This is a genomic window from Methylotetracoccus oryzae, assembly GCF_006175985.1.
Lineage (GTDB): Bacteria > Pseudomonadota > Gammaproteobacteria > Methylococcales > Methylococcaceae > Methylotetracoccus > Methylotetracoccus oryzae.
This window is the reverse complement of record NZ_SRSH01000017.1, coordinates 46,117-64,656: the sequence shown is the minus strand read 5'-3', so window position 1 is coordinate 64,656 and position 18,540 is coordinate 46,117. Positions and strand designations below refer to the sequence as shown.

Below are 18,540 nucleotides of genomic sequence, written 5' to 3'. Positions count from 1 at the left end.
TCCCTTCCCGATGATCTCAAGCGTTCAGTGACGTGTCGGTTCCCGATTCCAGCAGCAAGGTGTACCTGAACGTACCGTTTCCCGCCAAGGAGCGGGCCAAGGGCCTGGGCGCGCGCTGGGATCCTGTGGTCCGGAAGTGGTATGTCTCTGAAAGGTCGCCGTTGGAACCTTTCCAGGAATGGCTGCCGCCTGCGGCTCCAGGCGACCTGTTTGCCGCCGCACGGTCCGATACCCTGACGGACGTGCCGGAAAACGGTGTCGCCTTGAGCGCCTTTCTGGCGCAGGTGGCCGAAGTCGTCGCCTTACAGGTACGGCGGTCCCAGTGGGTCCGGGCCGAGATCAGCCAGTTGCGGCAGGTCACTGGCGGACACCTCGCGATCGAACTCGTAGAACACGACTCGGAGGCACGCCTTGTAGCCCGCTTGCAGAGTTTCGTCTGGTCTTCGCGCGCGGGCACTGTGTGTGGAAAATTTGCGCAGGGCACCGGTGCCGAACTGGCGGTTGGCCTGAAGGTGCTGCTGCAACTGTCCGCTGAGCTGAATCCCGCCTATGGCCTTCGCGCGATTGTTGAGGATATCGATCCGGCCTACACACTGGGTGATATCGAAGCCAAGCTGAAAGCCATACGCGAGACTCTGGCTCGGGAGGGTATCGCGGGACTGAACCGAGGACTGCCTGCTCCTGCGGAATTCTGCCACGTCGCCGTGATCAGCCCGCAGGACGCCGCGGGCCTCGGCGACTTCCGCCGCGATGCCGATCGTCTTCAGGCCGCGGGCCTCTGTCGATTCGAGTATTACACGGCGAAATTCCAGGGACAGGCCGCAGCGTCAAGCCTGCTGACGGCTCTCGACCGGGTGCGCAGCGATTACGAGCGCGGCGCGCGCTTCGACGCGCTGGCGATCATTCGCGGCGGTGGCTCGGTGACCGACCTGTACTGGTTGAACGAATTGGAACTCGCCCGCGCGGTATGCCGCATGCCGGTGCCGATATTCACCGGCATCGGCCACGAGCGCGACAATACCGTGCTGGACGACATCGCGCATTGCCGCTGCGATACGCCATCGAAGGTGATCGGCTTCATCGCCGGAGCGATCGCCGCGAATGCGAATGCGGCGATCGAGGACATGCTGGGGATCCTCCGGGCGGCCGGCAACGCCATCGCGATCCATGAACGCGGCATCGAACTGCTGCGGACGGAACTGGAGGCGTCCGGTCGGCGTCTGTTGACCCAGGCGGAGCATGAAGTCGGGCGCCTTATCCTGGAACTCCGCCATCAGGCAACCAGCCGGCTTCAGGTCGCGGAACACGCACTGGAACTGCATCGCCATGAACTCGAGCAGACCAGCCTTCGCCGTCTTGGCGAGGCCGACCAGCAGCTTGGGACCTTGCTTGCCACGATTGGGCATTTCGCGCGGCAGCGGCTCTCGGAAGCGGACTTCGCCATCGAGTCGCTCGCAAGGGAATTACTGGGCCTGGGGCCCAAGGCCACCTTGCAGCGCGGTTTCGCGCTGGTGAGGGATGAGCGTGGGGGAGTGGTCAGTGCCGTGGCCGAAGCCGACAAAGCCGGCGCGCTCGACATCGAATTCCGTGACGGGCACATCCGGGCCCGCGTTGAACCAAGACTGTTGAAAGGTGACACCAATGAGTAAGCAAGCGGATACGTTCAAGGCCCACTATGCCGTCCTCAGGGACGTTGCCGAACGTCTTCGGACGCAGCAGGAGCCCGACATCGATGCGCTGATTCCCATGGTCGACAAGGCCCTGGCCTCGTACAAGATCTGCAAGGAACGTCTGGCGGCGGTAAAGGCCGCCTTCGGCGAGCGCTTGCCCGAAGGTTTGCCCGACTGAAACGTACTCCTGGCCGGCGTGCTGTCGGCCGGAGTCGCGGCGGACGTCGCGAGTGGTAATCTGATGACCGCACGATCGTCAGCTTACTGAGATGCCGGAATGAGCTCGAACGCAACAAATTCAAATGGACTGGAAGAGGAAGGCCTGTGCTCCGGGCCAGGGCCGGGCCGGGCTTTGCGCGAGGCGCGGGTGGCGCGAGGCCTCAGCATCGAGGAGGTGGCCGGCAAGCTTCACCTCGCCGTCCCGACAGTAAGAGCCCTGGAGACCGATGACTATGCCGGTCTTCCCCCGGCGATCTTCATCCGCGGTTATCTGAAGAATCTGGCGCGGCTTCTCGGCTTGGAACCAAACCAGATCGTGGAGGCATATGAGCGCCTGGGCGGTCGCGATGCCCTGCCCGAATCGTCGCGCGTGACGGTGCTCGATCCGGTCCCGGAGGAGTCGCGCTTCGGTCCTGCGCTGGTCTTGCTCGGCTTGGCGGCGTTCATCGGGCTCGGCTGGTGGGTCTATCGGGTCGCCCGCGAACAAGTCGATACGCCCGAGACCGTAGCGGCGGTTCCCCAGGTCACGACGGCGGCGCCGACAGCGGCCTCGTCGCCGCCCGCTGAGCCCGGGCGAGGCAGCGCCGGAGGCGGCACGGGCCAGACGACTGGCCCGGCACCGGATGTACCGGCGCCGTCGCAGCCTGCGGCAAGTGCAGTCCCGGTGCAGGCTGCCGGGCCGCCTTCGCTACGGGTACGATTTCTGGGTGACTCATGGGTCAGCATCGTGGATGCCGACGGCAGCCGCCTGCTGTATGAACTCGGCAGCAAAGGTTCCGAGAAGCTGATCAGTGGCAAGCCGCCGTTCACGGTCGTGCTCGGCCGTCCGGCTGAAATCAGCCTAGATTACAAGGATCAGCCCTATAATCACGGCTATACGAACAACCGAGCGCCGGCTCGCTTCGTCATCGGTCCCTAAGCCGTTCCGCAGTCCCATTACGCGGTGCTGCTGTAGCCCACACGGCGAGCGGCTTGGCTCCCCACTTTTTGAACCCGGACCCAGAAAAAGGCAATGGAGGTAACGATGGACGACACGACTGGTAGCGGCACGCAAGGCAGCGAGCTTCCACAGGGATTTGCATGCCGTTTCTGCGGCGCGCCGCTGGTGCATTCCTTCGTCGATCTCGGTATGTCGCCGTTGTGTCAGACGCACATAGCGCCGCACCAACTGCATGAGATGGAGGCGTTTTTTCCGTTACATGCCTATGTCTGCGACCAGTGCTTTCTGGTTCAGTTGCAGGAATTCGTCTCGCCGCAGGAAATCTTCACCGAGTACGCCTATTTCTCGTCGTATTCGACCAGTTGGGTTGAGCACGCGCGACGGTATGCGGAAATGGCTTGCGCGCGCTTCGGTCTCGGGGCGCACAGCAAGGTCATGGAGATCGCGAGCAACGACGGGTACCTGCTGCAGCATTTCGTTGCCGGCGGCGTCCCGGTGCTCGGCATCGAGCCGGCGGCCAACGTAGCCGAAGTCGCGATCGCGAAAGGCGTGCCGACGACCAGTCGCTTTTTTGGTGTTGCAACCGCCAAAGCCATCAGGGAGGAACACGGGCAGCCTGACCTGCTGCTGGGCAACAATGTGCTGGCGCATGTTCCCGATCTGAATGATTTCGTCGCCGGCATGAAGGTGCTGCTGGGACCGCGCGGGGTGATCACGATGGAGTTTCCGCACTTGCAGCGGCTGATGGCCGAGAACCAGTTCGACACGATCTACCACGAGCACTTCAGCTATTTCTCGTTCGTTGCCGTCGAGAAGGTCTTTGCGCGGCATGGCATCACGCTGTTCGATGTCGAAGAGTTGCCGACCCATGGCGGGTCGCTGCGGATCTACGGTCGGCACACCGAGAACGGCGACTTGCCCGTCGGCGAGCGTGTGACCGCGTTACGCGACCGTGAAATCGCCGACGGTTTTCTGACGGTGGAGCGTTACCGGGCCTTCGGCGAGCAGGTCAAGGAAACGAAGCGCAAACTGCTGGCTTTCCTTATCGACGCGAAGAACCGCGGCAAACGCGTCGTGGGATACGGCGCTCCGGGAAAAGGGAACACGCTGCTGAACTATTGCGGCATTCGTACCGATTTTCTCGATTTCACCGTCGATGCGAATCCCTATAAGCAGGGCAAATTCACTCCCGGCACGCGGATTCCGATTCTTGCGCCGGAAGCGATTCGCGAGGCCAAACCCGACTACATCCTGATCCTGCCGTGGAACCTGAAGGACGAGATCACGGCTTTGGGCAGCTATGTGGCCGAGTGGGGCGGCAAGTTCGTCGTGCCCATTCCCGAGGTCAAGATTCTCTGACTTACCCGCCCAGTTACTCCGTGCCTGTCCCGTTGATGCAGGCGGCAGCTTGTTTTCAGCTGCTGCCTCTATCCCGCTTTGGCCTACAGGCAGGTCAGCTTCCCAGTTCCGGGAGTTGATGCTCAGTTGGTGACGTTTGGGGGCGTTGCGATCCCGCCGCTGACGGCGATTGCCGGGTTGCTGCTGATGGTTATCGCGGCTGTCGCTGCGATGACCCTGATCGCGCTGCTACGGCAATCCTCCCAGCTCCGGTCGCTCGCTGACCGGCTGGACCGTTTCGAAGACAGCGACGAGCGCTTGGGACGCTTGATCCGCGACGAACTGGCCAGGAACCGGGTGGAATCAGCCCAGAACGCGCGGGAGGACCGCGAGGAGGTAACCGATGCCATTCACCGCTTCAACCAGATGGTGCTCGGCTGTCTGAACGACCTGACGGAACGCAGCACCGAGCAGTCCGACAAACTTCGCGACAGTATGGCCGAGACCCTGAGGGGCTTGCAGGGGGACCTGGCCAGTCGTTCCGATGCGCTGCGCGCCGTGGTTCATGAGCAGTTGGGCAGTGCCCGGTCCGATGCCCGCGAGAGTCGGGAAGAAATGGGGAATGCGCTGCGCCGTTTTGGTGAACTCCTAAAGGAGCAACTCGATAGCGTGGGGGGCTTGTTGAGGAACCAGCTCGAAGGGGTTTCCGGCCAGTTTGCCGCGCAGCTGTCGACTCTGAGTCAAGGGAACGAACAGACGCTCGATCGACTACGGCGCACGATCGAAGAACGGCTGGTGGCGCTGCAGTCGGATAACCAGCAGAAGCTCGAGCAAATGCGGCAGACCGTCGACGAGAAACTGCACCACACGCTGGAGCAGCGCCTCGGCGAATCGTTCAAGCAGGTCAGCGACCGGCTGGAGCAGGTGCACAAGGGCCTGGGCGAAATGCAGGTGCTCGCGGCCGGCGTCGGTGACCTGAAAAAGGTCCTCACCAACGTCAAGGTGCGCGGAACCTGGGGAGAAGTTCAGCTGCAGCAATTGTTGGAGCAGTTGCTGACGAGCGAGCAATACGACCGCAACGTGGCGACCCGTCCCGGTAGTAGCGACCGCGTGGAGTTCGCGATCAGGCTGCCGGGACGCGACAGCGAGCGGGGTGTCGTCTGGCTGCCGGTCGACGCCAAGTTCCCGATCGAAGACTATCAGCGTCTGATGGAAGCCCAGGAAGTGGGCGATTCCACTGTGGTCGAAGCAGCCCGCCGGTCGCTGGAGGCCCGCATCCGCTCCGAAGCGCGCGCGATCCGCGAAAAATACGTGGAACCTCCGCACACGACCGATTTTGCCTTGCTGTTCCTGCCAATTGAGGGGCTCTACGCCGAGATCATGTCCCGCCCCGGGCTCAGCGATGTGCTCCAACGCGACTACCGCATCACCGTGACCGGTCCGACGACCTTGACGGCCATATTGAACAGTCTGCAAATGGGCTTTCGGACACTGGCGATCGAGGCGCGATCGAGCGAGGTCTGGCGAACGCTGGGGGAGGTCAAGACCGAGTTTCAGCGCTTCGGCGGGATTCTTGAGAAGACCCGCAAGAAACTGGACGAGGTACGCTCGACCATCGATCAGGCCGAAACGCGAACCCGCCAGATCAGCCGGAAGCTGGGGCAGGTGGAGAGTCTCCCGGTCGAGTTCGGACAGTCCGGCTCGGCGCCCGGTCCGACCCTGCAGGCCGAAGACGGGAACGATTCGTAGGTCATGCTGACGCCGGCTCGACGTGCGTTTTGTCGGCCACCGGGAGCGGGTATTCTCAGTTTATGCGCTGTGGCTGGGCGACCTGCCTGCCTTCCCGCTGTTCGGCGATCTGATCGGCCAGTTCGCGAATCATCGCAAAGAGCTCTTGCGCCCGGTTTGCCAGCGCCATCATTCCGGGTTGTTTCCACGGTGCATTCAGACTGACTTCGGCGGCAAGGAAGCCACTGAAGGCCATCAGATAGACCCGCGTGTGGCTCCTCTCTGGAAGGGAATAATCGCTGGCCTGATCGAAATTCGGGGTCAGCAAATCACCCAGGCTCAGCAGTCGCTGACCCGCCTCCGCGATGTGTTCGTAATCACCTAGGCCAACCAGTCCCCCGCCGGAGCTGAAGTACAGGCTGATCGTGCCATCCGCCAGCACGATGATGGTGGCTACGGCATCCGGATAACCCGTTTCGATGACCATGCCCCAGACCAGATCGCGCGTATCCGGTTTCCGGCATCCCAGCTTGGCTGGGTCGCTGGCGAATACCATGTCGCGCAGTTCCATATAGGTTGCGACCGGGCGATAGCCGCTGTCGGGCGATTCGTCCTTCCTGGCGCTCTGCGGCAGCATGACGGGGCGGTCCATGACAGTCACCTTTGGGTTCGGCGGTGGGGTAAAGAGGCCGGGGCGGTCGGGCCTGAGCCGGGGCTCTTCGGATAGGAAATTGATCCGGATTGAGCCTTCGAACCGAGTATAGGATACGGTTCGAGGTGGGATGCGCGGCGGTGCGGCGGTGGCTTACGGTGCGGTGTACGGGCTGCTATCCGACCGCATACCGCGGGAGAGTTGCTCGAGATTCCGGTAGAGATCGAGTCGCATCTGCCCGTCATGCCAGACCGCGCGACCAACGGTACGCCATGTGCCGCCGAGATTGCGCTGACGCAGATCCGCCACCCAATGCATGGGCGCACGGACTTCCTTGAGCTTCAATACGAACGTGCGGTCGGTCAGGCTGATGCCGAGTTCGCCACCGAGATAGGCGGTGACCTTCTCGACGAACTTCCGCAGCCGTCGATGATCGATGTTCCGCGTTACGGCCACATTCGCCCACATGGAATGGACCCTGCCCCAGTAGGGCGCGAGCATCCGGCCCTGTTCGTCGATGAAAGGTAGCCAGCGTTCCTCGCCTGAATCGTCGATATACGTCAGCGCGAGGATATGCTCGTACCCCTCGAAGTGATCGTGCAGGTACAAGGCATGCGGGGTGATTCCCAGGAAGGTGTGCGACAGTGTGATCAAGCCGTTGCTGAGCGCGGCCGCGATCTGGCCGGTCTCGCTGTTCTTCGGCTCAAGGCCGATCCGGTAGAGGACTGCATAGTGAATCGTGCAGTTGAGTTGCAGCACGAGCACCATGACCAAGAACTTCGCGATACGGTTGGCTTTCTGTCGGTCAGTCGGTGCCAGGCGTTCGATCAGGCCGCCCAATGGCGGCGTCGCTTCAGTCAGGGGCGATCCACCGAGGGCACAGCCAGCGTCGCAAACCAGCCGCGCGCGGGTGTCGGCGATGTGCCGGTAGACTCGGGCGGCCAGTTGGTAGAGGCCGGGCACGCGCAGTACCAGCCCGAGTGGCGCGGTATAGCCCATGTGCTGCAGTATCCGGATATAGGTGTCGAGTCCCGAGACAACCCGTCGTCCGCGATCGACGGCGTACAAATCCTTCAACAGCTCCGCCTCCGGGATGCCCGCGAGGGCGGCGCAGTCGCGGGCATGCGTCTGGAGCCCACGAAAGTCGATCGCGCGGCGCACGTCGAAATGTTCGACGAAGATAGCCGTCCGGTTACACAAGGGGCACTGTTCGTCGTAATAGACCGTCAGCCCGGGAGTGGCGACCCGCAGCCAGCCACCCATCCGGCGCCACCACCCCAGTGGAACCAGCAAGAAGTAATGCACCAGCATGCCGAATCCGAACGGATAGATGTTCAGCGACAGGATGATGCCGCCGTGCAGCCCGATTCCCATGAGGAGCAACGGCAGCCGGAACGGACGGAAATAGAGGGTGAATGGAAACAGGAACTGGAATGCCAGGATCGCGTAGCCAAAGGCGCGCTGCAGCGGCTCGATCTCGAGCAGCGCCGACATGTCGAGGGCGGACATGTAATACGGGAGTGAAGAGGGCAGCCAGGGTCCGAGGCCGTTCCGCCAGAACTCGGCCGACAATTTGTGTATTGCCGAGTCGAAGTAGATCAGCCCCAATGACACCAGCAGCGGGATGTAGTAGGCCAGCACCGTGACCTGATCGGGTGGCCGGTAGCGCTGACCGGGATGCGACAGCCGCCATTTCAGCCGGAGATTGTCCAGCGACAACGCGCGTTCGCTCGGCAGAAACATCAGCAGGAAGCTCGAACCCAGCATCAGCTGATCGAAACCGCCGTCGAAGTCCTTCCACATCGGCGTGAAGACCGTGAACACGAGCCAGAATGCGTAGTTCAGGACGGCTGCCGCACGCGTATGGTAGCCGAGGGCCAGGCACGCCGCAGTCACTCCCCAGAACACCAGGAACAGATGCACGGAGGGCGATGCGATATCCAGATAAGGGACTGGATCGAAGATCAGATGGCGGAAGAAATAAAGGAACAGGACTTCGCTGAATACGACCAGAGCGAAGCACAGGCGGAACCAACCCAGCCCGATGGCGGGAACGGGGCGCGTCAGACCGCGTCGGACAGAATTCAGCAGACTCTGAAACATCGGAGGGTTAGTTGGTCGGTTCAGGCTCAGTGCGGGGTGGCCGGGTCAGCTTAGGCCGGGAACGCGCGATGACGGCCCGCGGAGATGCGGGGCAGGCAGCGGTGGCGACTGGGCATTCTACCGTCCGGAATCCGCCGGGTCACCGATCGCGCGCGCAATCCCGCTCTCGGCTGGGGTTGAGATGCGCCTGAGGGTGTCCGGAGGCCGAGTCCCGCGGGAACACCTATGTCAAGCCGTGATCGAAGCAAAAGCGCTTGGCATTTGGTGCCGCGCAGCGTTACAAAGGCATGGCGATCTTTCAAACAACAACCGGGAGTCGGAAATGAGTTCTGCGTCGCAACCCCACTACCGCACGATTCTTCAGGGCGATTCCAAGGAGCCGCCACGCGTTCCATCGGCTACGGCCGGCGCGACCGGAGAGGCGGTGCTGGATGAGCAGACTTTCCGCGTCATCGAGATCGACGAGTTATTTGCGGCGGTCGATCATGCCACCACGGATATCGGCAGCGCCGTGTTATACCGTTCCTTGTCCCAGCCGCTCACGGATTCGGAAAGCGTCCGGCTAAAGCAGGACAGCGTACGCGAAATCGAGGGCAACCGGCAGCTGAAGGCCGATCTCGACACACTCCTACATCAGGCCCACAAGCGCGAGAGCGACTTTTACGATCTCTTGTTCGGGCGGTTTCTGGGCATGCTCGGAGCCCCGTCGCACCCGCGGGAAATTGCCGGCTTCGGTTACGAGACCTATATCAAGGGTACGCGGTTCATGCTGGATCTGGTGGAAGCTTCCGCCAAACTTCCCACGCCCCGCAGCCCGTATCTGCATGGTCTGGTGGACACGCTCCGCGGTTTCACCAAGACGCGCTCCTACGCGTTGATGCGAGGGCCCGTCTACCGCTCCGAGAAGCGTCTAATGACCCGCGAGGAAAAGGGTCTGTTGACTCCGGCCATCAAGTTCCGGCCAACCCTGTTCAAGCCGGTCGGCCTGACCGTCGCTTTTGCAATCCTGATGCTGATATTCCAGTTCGTGCCATTCGCTCTGGAAATGGCGGCCTCCATCACTCCGGTGTTCTGGCTGTTTCTGCTGCCGCTCAGTCTGGTCTACATTCCGATCGTCGGCGGATTCGATCGGGACGGTTGTATTTATCCGTTACGCGAGACGTTCAAGAAGTGCGAGGACGTGCAGCGCACCCTGGATGCGCTGGGGCAACTCGACGAGTTGATGGGCTTCTGTCGCTACCGGGAGGCGTTCGTGCACCCGACCTGCCTGCCGACGATCGATGCGTCGGCTGAGTGCCACAGGCTGACCGTCGCAAAGGCGCGCAATCCGGTGCTGGCGAAGGAGGATCCGGCGTATGTCGCCAATGACCTGAGTCTTGACGAGGAGCGGCTGACGTTCGTGACCGGCCCAAACAGCGGCGGCAAGACGGCGTTTTGCAAGACGCTGGCCCAAATTCAGGTGCTGGCTCAGATCGGCTGCTACATTCCGGCCGAGCGCGCGACGCTGACGGTGGCCGACCGGATCTTCTATCAGGTGCCGGAGATCAGTCATCTTACCGATGGAGAGGGGCGCTTCGGCACCGAGCTGAAACGCACGAAAGCCATCTTTCTGGCGGCTACCTCGCGCAGCCTCGTGATCATGGACGAGTTGTCCGAGGGCACGACGAATGAGGAAAAGCTCGAAATCTCGGTCAACATCCTCGACGGATTCAAAGAGAAGGGCAACAGCACGGTGCTGATCACGCACAATCACGAACTGGTCGACTTCTACCAGCGCCGTGGTGTTGGGCAGGCGCGCCAGGTCGAGTTTCGGAACGAGTTGCCGACCTACCGGCTGATTGAGGGCATTTCACGCGTCAGCCATGCCGACCGCATCGCGAAGAAAATTGGGTTCTCCAAGGACGATATCGCGAAATATCTGACCGGCAACGCCTGAGGTTGCGATGATCGACATTCTGCAGTTGCCCGCCCTGATGGACAATTACGTCTACTTGATCCATGAGCCACGGTCGGGACAGACGGCAGTGGTCGATCCGGCGGAGGCCGAGCCGGTGCTGCAGGCGCTGGATGAGCGGGGCTGGCGGCTGTCCCACGTGCTGAATACTCACCATCATTCCGATCACGTTGGCGGGAATCGGCTGCTGAAGGAACGGACCGGCTGCCTGATCGTTGGCTCGGCTTACGATCGAGCCCGGATCCCGTGTATCGACAGGACCGTGGGCGAAGGTGAGACCGTGACCTTGGGTGAGGTGGTAGCGCGGGTACTGGAGGTACCGGGCCACACCCTCGGACACATCGCCTACTGGTTCGCCGAGGACGAAGCCCTGTTCTGCGGGGATACGCTGTTCGCCCTGGGTTGTGGACGGCTTTTCGAGGGCTCGGCAGAGCAGATGTGGGCCTCGCTGGAGAAGCTCAGAGGTCTGCCGGAGGCCACGCGCGTCTACTGTGCGCATGAATACACGCAGAGCAATGCGCGGTTTGCCGTCACGGTTGATCCGCTGAACCGTGTGCTTCGGGAACGTGCCCAACACATCGATGGGCTACGCCGTCGCGGGCAGCCCACCGTTCCATCGACCCTCGGCGAGGAGCGATCAACCAATCCGTTTCTGCGCGCAGACGATGCGTCTCTGAAAGCCGAGCTCGGTCTCAGCGGCGCCAGTGACGCCCATGTCTTTGCCGAGATCCGACATCGGAAGGATCTCTTCCGCGCCTGAAGAACTGGCCCTCCCACCCTTACCCGAATGTGGCTCGTGCTTCGGCGGAAGGGGACGTCGCTGTGCTGTCGGATGACTGTCGAAACTGTCCAACGGGGGTGAGATCAACCCATCAGACGGGCAAGGTGTTCGATGGGGGGCAGTGCCAGCATCTTCAGAAGCTGGATCCCGACGATGGGAATGAGAGGTGACAGGTCGATGCCCGACATGGGCGGCAAAAGTCTTCGGCTCCATTTCAGCATCGGCGCCGTGATGCTGTTCAGTAGCGCGACGGCCGGATTGTGGCGGCTGGCATGCAGCCAGCTCATCGCCGCGGTCAGAATCACCGCAAACATCAGGATATTCAGGATCAGCTCCAGCAACTGCGATGCCGACAGGATCGCCAGCGCCGCGATATTGAGGCTGAAGCCCTGTAGCGTCAGCACCAGATAGGACGCCACGATTTGCAGCACCAGCATCAGCAGCAACGTGGAGGTGTCAACGCGCCCGATCGGCGGCACGAACCTCCGCAACAACCGCAGTGGCGGATGCGTGATTTTGACGATGAACTGGCAGATCGGGTTGTAATAGTCCGCGTTAACCCACTGGAATAGAAACCGCAGGATCAACGCGAACAGGTACAGCCCGAAGACCGTGTCGATCAGAAAGACGGCTGGCTGCACCCAGTAACCCGAATCCATTACGCTTCTCCCAACTCTTGTGAAAGTTCGATGGCGCGGTCGCGCGCTGCGCGCATCGCATCCACGACCGTTTTCGACCAGCCCGCCGCAGCAAAGGTTGCAATCGCTCGTTCGGTGGTTCCGCCGGGCGAGGTGACTCGCTGCCTGAGCTCCGCCGGGGATTCCTCCGATTCGATGGCGATGCGCGCCGCGCCCAGCGCTGTCTGTTGCGTCAGCAGGCGCGCCGTGTTGGGATCGAGGCCCATTTGTGCCGCGGCTTCCGCCATGGCTTCCATCAGCAGAAAAAAGTAGGCCGGTCCACTGCCCGACAAAGCGGTGACGGCGTCGAGCAGTTCCTCGCGCTCGACCCAGACGGTGATCCCGACCGAGCGCATGATCATCTCGGCCCAGTTCCGGTGTTGGGCCGTCGTTCGATCGTTGCCGTGCAGGCCTGTCGCGCCCGCCCCGACCAGGCTGGGCGTGTTTGGCATGCACCGCACCAGTGCCGCGTTTCCGCCGAGCCAGCGGTCAATCGCCGCTTCATCGACGCCGGCCGCGATCGATATCACGAGCGGCTTCAGCTGCTGGACGGTCGGTGCGATTTCGCGGCAGACGTTGGCCAGGATTTGCGGCTTTACCGCGAGTAGAAGCACCTGCGACTGCGCTGCGAGCTCGAGATTGTCCGAGCAGGATTGCACGGCGAAACGGGTCTCGGCCGCAACGCGTTTTTCGGCGTCGGCGTCCGAGACGCGCAGGTGATCTTTGGGGTAGTCGTTCCCCAGTAGGCCTCCGATCAGGCTGGAGGCCATGTTCCCGGCTCCGATGAAGCCGATGGTGGGATGTTTCATGGCGGGCTGACGGTCCGTTGCGATGAAAGGCTCATGATACTGGAGCCCGGTGTTGACTGCTCGTGGCGGTGGGCGTGGATCCGGCCTGACGCGGGCCGAACAACGCCGTGCCGATGCGCAACAGCGTGGCGCCCTCCATGATTGCCGCTTCCAGGTCATCGGACATTCCGATCGACAGCGTGTCCAGCCCTGGAAGATTCAGCCCAAGCAAGGCCTCCCGCAGACAACGGAATGCTGCACGTTGCGCATCAGGGGACTGACCGGGGGCGGGAATCGCCATCAGTCCCCGCAGTCTGAGGTTCGACAGGGGAGCAATGGCTTCTGTCAGCTGTGGCAGAGCGTCAAGCGTTACGCCGGCTTTCGTCGGCTCGCCACTGACATTGACCTGCAGGCAGATGTTCAGAGGTGGCATGCCGTGCGGACGTTGCTCGTGCAGGCGCTCGGCAATTTTCAGGCGGTCCACACTGTGTGCCCAGTGAAAGCGCTCCGCAATCGGGCGTGTCTTGTTCGACTGTATGGGGCCGATGAAATGCCAGGTAATGTCGCAGTGAGCCAGCGCAGCAAGTTTAGGCAGGGCTTCCTGGACGTAGCTCTCTGCAAAGTCGCGCAGTCCCAGACGATAGGCGACCAGCATCTGCTCGTAGGGCACCGTCTTGCTGACCGCGATCAAACGCACGGCGCCGGCCGGTCGACCGGCGGCTGCTGCGGCCAGTTTGATGCGTTCATGGAGTGCGTCTAGGCGCGTTCCCAGCGATGACATGAGTCGGTCTCGCGTCGAGGGGAGAAATGGGATTTCGGAGGGAGTGTCCTTCGGGGCGATCAGTTCGTGGACCCGCGATAGATTATCCACTGAACTGCAGACAGGCGTGAAGCCTCCCGCAGTCGGTCGCATGGGCGCGCGCCGAGCCCGGACGGCCGATGCTGCCGCGACACCGACCGTGAGTCTGGCGGCAGACTCACCGTGGGGGCTGCCAAACGCGTGTGCCGGGTCGGCCGATACGCGTTGTGGTCTATTGCCCCTCATCGCCGACGTAGCGCCATGAGGGGACACCATGGAGATCCGCAGCCCGCTCAGAGATAGCGATCGGGCAAACCCACCAGGACCAGTTGACTCGCCAGCGACTCGGATACCTCGGTTACGGAGCCGTGCTCGATGGCGTCGAGCAATGCCGGCGGCAGCTCGACCGACTCAGGGGCGTAGCGTGTGTACTTGCGGTCCTCGTAGGCGTACCACTCGGAAGGGAACTTGAAGCGGAGCTTAAGCGCTCCATCCTGGGTACGCTGTTCGGGATGGTAAATCGGATTGATTCCGATACGGCCGAGGAGATGCGGCCATCGGGTGTTGCGTCCGTATTGACGGAGATCGTCTGACCGATTCGTCAACAAGGCGTTGAACCACTTCTGTTCATGCAGCTCGGGCGGGAAGTCCGACCGAGGGCGAAAGTCTGGGCCGGTGCCGGCAAAGTAGGACTCCAGCAATTCGTCCTCGCCCAAAATGACATGGGGCGAATCGCGGAAGAGTTCGCGGTAGCCTTCCGCGGTCAGTTCGTATCCTTCCTGCGGCCGAACGGCACGGTTGCCGAACGTGGCCAGGGCCAGCACTCCTGTGTCGGACATCAGCCTGCGGGCCTCACGCAGGAATCCGCTCTTGTTGAGGATGACGTGGAAGGCGTCGGAACAGAAGATGTTGTCGAAGCTACGGGCCGGAAACGGCAATGGGCGATCGACCCATTGGCAAATGAAGTCGGCATCGGGCGCGACGAAATTCTGGGCGAGATAGAGTCGAAAGTAGTCCCGGTCGACGCCGATGACCGGGCCGGCCGTTTCGGCGCGGTAGGAAAAGTGGTGCGTCAGATGCCCGGCGCCGCAGGCCAGGTCGATGGTGGGGCCACCGCGAGCCCGAAGATGCGAAGCAAGCTGCAATCCTGACAGGTGCCGCGGTTGGCCGAAGCGATAGCCAAAGTAATTTGCGACCTCGCTGAGCGAGAAGTTTCGGTAGTAGAAGTCGATCACGTCCATCGCCGACAACTGTTCGCGGCGTTTCAACAGCACATTGGCTGCGCGGCGGCAAGTCCAGCCCGTCAACCTTCCTCGCATGGACTTATCGGCAAGAGCCTGTAGGCGTCGTGCCGGACGGAGTTCGTGCAGCGGCCTACGGCGCACTCTTCCGATCTCGACCTGGCTAGGTCCGCGCTTTGCCAGGCTTGGGACGGCCAGAAAGTTCGGTGTGGGCCGACAGGGCCTCAGGAGCAGACTGAAAGCTTCGCTCGGCTTGTCCGCTGCGAGCAACTCGCACAGTAGACGCGGTTTGACGCCATTGTCGACGCGGGTCTCCGAGACTTCGTCGCGGATGTCCACGAAATCGTCCGGACCAATCGTGATCAGAACGCCGGCGACGATCGGGAACTCGGCATGGCAGGTCTTGCAGTCTAGCAGGCCGAAATCGATGCCCTGGTCAGACTCGATGTTGACCTTCTTTACCGTGACTGGAGAATCGCAAAACGGACAGGATAAGCGTGTAACGTTGGCATATCTCACGGTGCTTCGACCTCCTTGTAGGTGTTGGCTGTCCGGGAAAGGTCAGCATTAAAGATTAACGGCATAGGTGACTCCACTCCTGTGCGAGGCATCGGTTCTGCATTGGGCAACGGCCGGTCGACTCGCAGACCCTTTGAACGGCAATCGGCTCCCGCGGGAAAGGGATTTGTCGACATTCCGCCCGACCGCCTTCAGCCCGCCTGGATGCGGCTGAGTTCGTGCCGCAAAGCACTGTCGCACCAATCAGCAGAGCGAAGAACCGGCGGCAGTCCGTTCCGACCGAGGAAAGGGCGCTGCTTACCGTGAAGTGTACCAAAGCCAATAACGACGACAGCGTATGCAAGATGACAATTCATGGTCCCGGCTTGTCGTGCGTCGACGAGCATGCAAAGCCGTTACTCCTCATCCGCGATCATTCCTCGCACGGCGCCGGCCATGAGTCAAAAGCCGCAACGCAAAGTGGCATATCCCTCACTGTTAGTGCGACAAAGTGTCACATTGAATCAGATGCTTACGGTTTGTAGCATATGACCACTCGTTTACTGAAATCCTCAGCAGATCAGCGCGGCGAGTACGTAAATCCTCCTCTCATGACGGGATGCTCCGTAGCGAAGCGTCCCGTTTTTTTATGGGCGATCCGATACCCGTTCGATCAGGTGAGGTCGTCGCAGCGACGCACTGCCTTATACTTCCATACATCCCCGGGTGCTGGCGGACAAACACGCGCCGCTCTGGCCGGGTCGATAATCCCCAGCAGGATGCCGCGGTCGCATCAGTCCGCCTGTTTCGATGGGTTATCCGTGGTCTGCAATCCCAAATGAAGGAATGCTGCAGTGGACATCGCCGAACTTCTCGCATTCGCCGTCAAGAACGGATGCTCCGACCTGCATCTGTCGGCGGGCCTGCCGCCGATCATCCGGGTCGATGGGGACATCCGGAGGATCAGTCTGCCAGCACTGGAGCACAAGGAAGTCCACGCGCTGATCTACGACATCATGAACGACAAGCAGCGGCGCGATTACGAGGAGTTCCTCGAGACCGATTTCTCGTTCGAACTCCCCGGCGTTGCGCGGTTCAGGGTCAACGCATTCAATCAGGATCGCGGGGCTGCGGCGGTGTTTCGCAGTATTCCATCGAAGGTCCTGACGCTGGACGACCTCGGTTGCCCGCGTTTCTTCGAAGACGTCACGCGGCAGCCGCGCGGCCTGATCCTGGTCACAGGCCCCACCGGCTCGGGCAAGTCCACCACCTTGGCCGCTATGTTGGACTATGTCAACGCCAATGACTATTCGCATATCCTGACGATCGAGGACCCGATCGAATTCGTGCATCAGAGCAAGAAATGTCTCATCAACCAGCGTGAGGTTCATCGCGACACGCTGGGATTCAATGAAGCCTTGCGTTCAGCGCTGCGCGAGGATCCGGACGTGATCCTGGTGGGCGAATTGCGCGATCTCGAAACGATCCGACTCGCGTTGACCGCGGCGGAGACCGGGCACCTCGTATTCGGGACCCTGCATACCAGTTCGGCGGCGAAGACCGTCGACCGAATCGTCGACGTATTTCCGGCCGCCGAGAAGGACATGATCCGTGCGATGCTATCCGAATCGCTGCAGGCCGTGATCTCGCAGACATTGCTGAAGAAGACGGCGGGCGGCCGAACCGCCGCCTGGGAGATCATGGTCGGCACGCCCGCGATCCGCAACCTCATTCGCGAGAACAAAGTCGCGCAGATGTATTCGGCCATCCAGACCGGGCGGCGCGATGGCATGCAGACACTCGATCAGCATCTGCAGGAATTGGTTGAACGAGGCGTCGTCGCGAAGCAGACGGCGCGCGAGTATGCGGTCAACAAGACCGCGTTCTGACAGTCGGGAGAGTGACGGCGATGGAATTCGAGTCCCTGCTGATGCTGATGACACACAAGAAGGCCTCCGACCTGTTCATCACGGTCGGGCGTGAGCCGTCCATCAAGGTGGACGGCGCACTGCAGCCCTTGTCGCCGACGAAACTCACGCGTGAGCAGGCTCGTGAAATCGTCTATGGCATCATGACGCAGCGACAGCGTGATGAGTTCGACAACTGCCGGGAGTGCAACTTCGCGATCAGTTCGGAAGGGTTAGGGCGCTTTCGGGTCAGCGCATTCTTTCAGCAGGATGCACCCGGTATGGTGCTGCGACGGATCGAGACCCATATTCCCGACACCGAGGAACTGAACCTGCCACCGATCATTAGCGACCTCGCGATGACCAAGCGCGGGCTGATCCTGTTCGTGGGTGCTACCGGCACCGGCAAGTCGACCTCGCTGGCGGCAATGATCAAGCACCGCAACGAGAACTCGCGGGGGCACATCATCACGATCGAGGATCCGCTTGAGTATGTCCATCCGCACGCCGGGTGCATCGTTACCCAGCGGGAGGTCGGGATCGATACCGAATCGTATGAAGTCGCGCTGAAGAATACACTCCGGCAGGCGCCGGATGTGATCCTGATTGGCGAGATCCGGGCCCGCGAAACCATGCAGCATGCGATCACCTTCGCGGAAACGGGGCATTTGTGCCTCAGCACGCTCCACGCAAACAACGCGAATCAGGCGCTCGATCGTATCCTGCATTTCTTTCCCGAGGACATGCACAGCCAGTTGTTCATGGATTTGTCGCTGAACCTGAAGGCCATCATCGCCCAGCAATTGGTCAAGCGCTCGGATGGCGCCGGGCGCTACCCGGTGATCGAAATCCTGATCAATACGCCCCTGGCTTCCGACCTGATCCGCAAGGGCGAAGTCCATAAACTCAAGGAGCTGATGAAGCAGTCCCGGGAGCACGGAATGCAGACCTTCGATCAGGCACTCTACGATTTGTATCGGGCCGGGAAGATTTCCTACGAGGATGCGCTTCACTCGGCGGATTCGCAGAACGAAGTGCGGTTGATGATCAAGCTGGGACAGGATGGTGCGATCGACCAGTTCGCCAAGGCCGCGGATGGTCTGCACATCATGGACGATTGAGGTGTGACCTTCCCCTTCGCCTTTAATGCTCGCCATAGCAGCTCCGGCTTCAGCGTATCGAACGCCCGGCACCGGGCGTTGGGGCCGGGCCGCCAAGGGGCCCGCAGGATCTTAGCCGTTCCGA

The 18,540-nt window shown here is 61.6% G+C and carries 15 protein-coding genes; 9 read left to right on the top strand and 6 right to left on the bottom strand.

Annotation, left to right across the window (positions count from 1 at the left end; translation table 11 throughout):
- Nucleotides 1-32: 32 nt before the first annotated feature.
- The 5 genes from xseA (at nucleotide 33) to BWR02_RS16235 (ending at nucleotide 5,916) form a co-directional block, all read left to right on the top strand.
- Entirely contained in the window at nucleotides 33-1,649 is a 1,617-nt protein-coding gene (xseA, locus tag BWR02_RS16255) for an exodeoxyribonuclease VII large subunit (protein WP_139558969.1), read from the top strand.
- On the top strand, nucleotides 1,642-1,848 hold the full coding sequence (gene xseB / locus BWR02_RS16250) for an exodeoxyribonuclease VII small subunit (protein WP_129884691.1): 207 nt from the start codon (nucleotides 1,642-1,644) through the stop codon (nucleotides 1,846-1,848). Before xseA ends, xseB begins: the two co-directional genes overlap by 8 nt.
- Nucleotides 1,849-1,947: 99 nt before the next feature.
- The gene (locus tag BWR02_RS16245; RefSeq protein ID WP_139558968.1) at nucleotides 1,948-2,808 is read left to right on the top strand and encodes a RodZ domain-containing protein; all 861 of its coding nucleotides are present in this window, start codon (nucleotides 1,948-1,950) and stop codon (nucleotides 2,806-2,808) included.
- 105 nt (nucleotides 2,809-2,913) lie between these two features.
- Nucleotides 2,914-4,188 carry a class I SAM-dependent methyltransferase gene (locus tag BWR02_RS16240; protein ID WP_139558967.1) on the top strand — a complete coding sequence of 425 codons (1,275 nt, stop codon included), beginning with the start codon at nucleotides 2,914-2,916 and terminating at the stop codon, nucleotides 4,186-4,188.
- A gap of 129 nt (nucleotides 4,189-4,317) precedes the next feature.
- Nucleotides 4,318-5,916: a DNA recombination protein RmuC gene (locus tag BWR02_RS16235; protein ID WP_236102333.1), complete on the top strand. Its 1,599-nt coding sequence runs from the start codon at nucleotides 4,318-4,320 to the stop codon at nucleotides 5,914-5,916.
- 55 nt (nucleotides 5,917-5,971) lie between these two features.
- On the opposite strand, the gene BWR02_RS16230 is transcribed toward BWR02_RS16235, so the two are convergent.
- A complete protein-coding gene (locus BWR02_RS16230; RefSeq protein ID WP_139558966.1) occupies nucleotides 5,972-6,547 on the bottom strand; it encodes a hypothetical protein in 576 nt (191 codons plus the stop codon).
- A 153-nt stretch (nucleotides 6,548-6,700) separates the two neighbouring features.
- On the bottom strand, nucleotides 6,701-8,650 hold the full coding sequence (locus BWR02_RS16225; RefSeq protein WP_139558965.1) for a DCC1-like thiol-disulfide oxidoreductase family protein: 1,950 nt from the start codon (nucleotides 8,648-8,650) through the stop codon (nucleotides 6,701-6,703).
- Between the two features lie 322 nt (nucleotides 8,651-8,972).
- Here BWR02_RS16225 and BWR02_RS16220 point away from each other — a divergent pair, with 322 nt between their 5' ends.
- Complete coding sequence (locus BWR02_RS16220; protein WP_139558964.1) at nucleotides 8,973-10,586, top strand: MutS-related protein; 1,614 nt, start codon at nucleotides 8,973-8,975, stop codon at nucleotides 10,584-10,586.
- A gap of 7 nt (nucleotides 10,587-10,593) precedes the next feature.
- Nucleotides 10,594-11,364, top strand: a complete 771-nt coding sequence (gene gloB / locus BWR02_RS16215; RefSeq protein WP_139558963.1) for a hydroxyacylglutathione hydrolase — start codon at nucleotides 10,594-10,596, stop codon at nucleotides 11,362-11,364.
- A 104-nt stretch (nucleotides 11,365-11,468) separates the two neighbouring features.
- On the opposite strand, the gene BWR02_RS16210 is transcribed toward gloB, so the two are convergent.
- The 4 genes from BWR02_RS16210 to BWR02_RS16195 form a co-directional block, all read right to left on the bottom strand.
- Nucleotides 11,469-12,044: a YggT family protein gene (locus tag BWR02_RS16210; protein ID WP_139558962.1), complete on the bottom strand. Its 576-nt coding sequence runs from the start codon at nucleotides 12,042-12,044 to the stop codon at nucleotides 11,469-11,471.
- On the bottom strand, nucleotides 12,044-12,871 hold the full coding sequence (gene proC / locus BWR02_RS16205; RefSeq protein WP_139558961.1) for a pyrroline-5-carboxylate reductase: 828 nt from the start codon (nucleotides 12,869-12,871) through the stop codon (nucleotides 12,044-12,046). The genes BWR02_RS16210 and proC overlap by 1 nt, the downstream gene beginning before the upstream one ends.
- Nucleotides 12,872-12,902: 31 nt before the next feature.
- Nucleotides 12,903-13,631, bottom strand: coding sequence for a YggS family pyridoxal phosphate-dependent enzyme (locus BWR02_RS16200; RefSeq protein WP_139558960.1), 729 nt, complete (start codon nucleotides 13,629-13,631; stop codon nucleotides 12,903-12,905).
- A gap of 311 nt (nucleotides 13,632-13,942) precedes the next feature.
- Nucleotides 13,943-15,409 (bottom strand): methyltransferase domain-containing protein, encoded by a 1,467-nt coding sequence (locus BWR02_RS16195; RefSeq protein ID WP_139558959.1) that lies wholly within the window; start codon nucleotides 15,407-15,409, stop codon nucleotides 13,943-13,945.
- 833 nt (nucleotides 15,410-16,242) lie between these two features.
- Between BWR02_RS16195 and BWR02_RS16190 the strand changes: the two genes are divergently transcribed.
- Entirely contained in the window at nucleotides 16,243-17,277 is a 1,035-nt protein-coding gene (locus BWR02_RS16190) for a type IV pilus twitching motility protein PilT (protein WP_129884680.1), read from the top strand.
- Nucleotides 17,278-17,297: 20 nt separating this feature from the next.
- Entirely contained in the window at nucleotides 17,298-18,416 is a 1,119-nt protein-coding gene (locus tag BWR02_RS16185) for a PilT/PilU family type 4a pilus ATPase (RefSeq protein WP_139558958.1), read from the top strand.
- The last annotated feature ends 124 nt before the right edge of the window (nucleotides 18,417-18,540 follow it).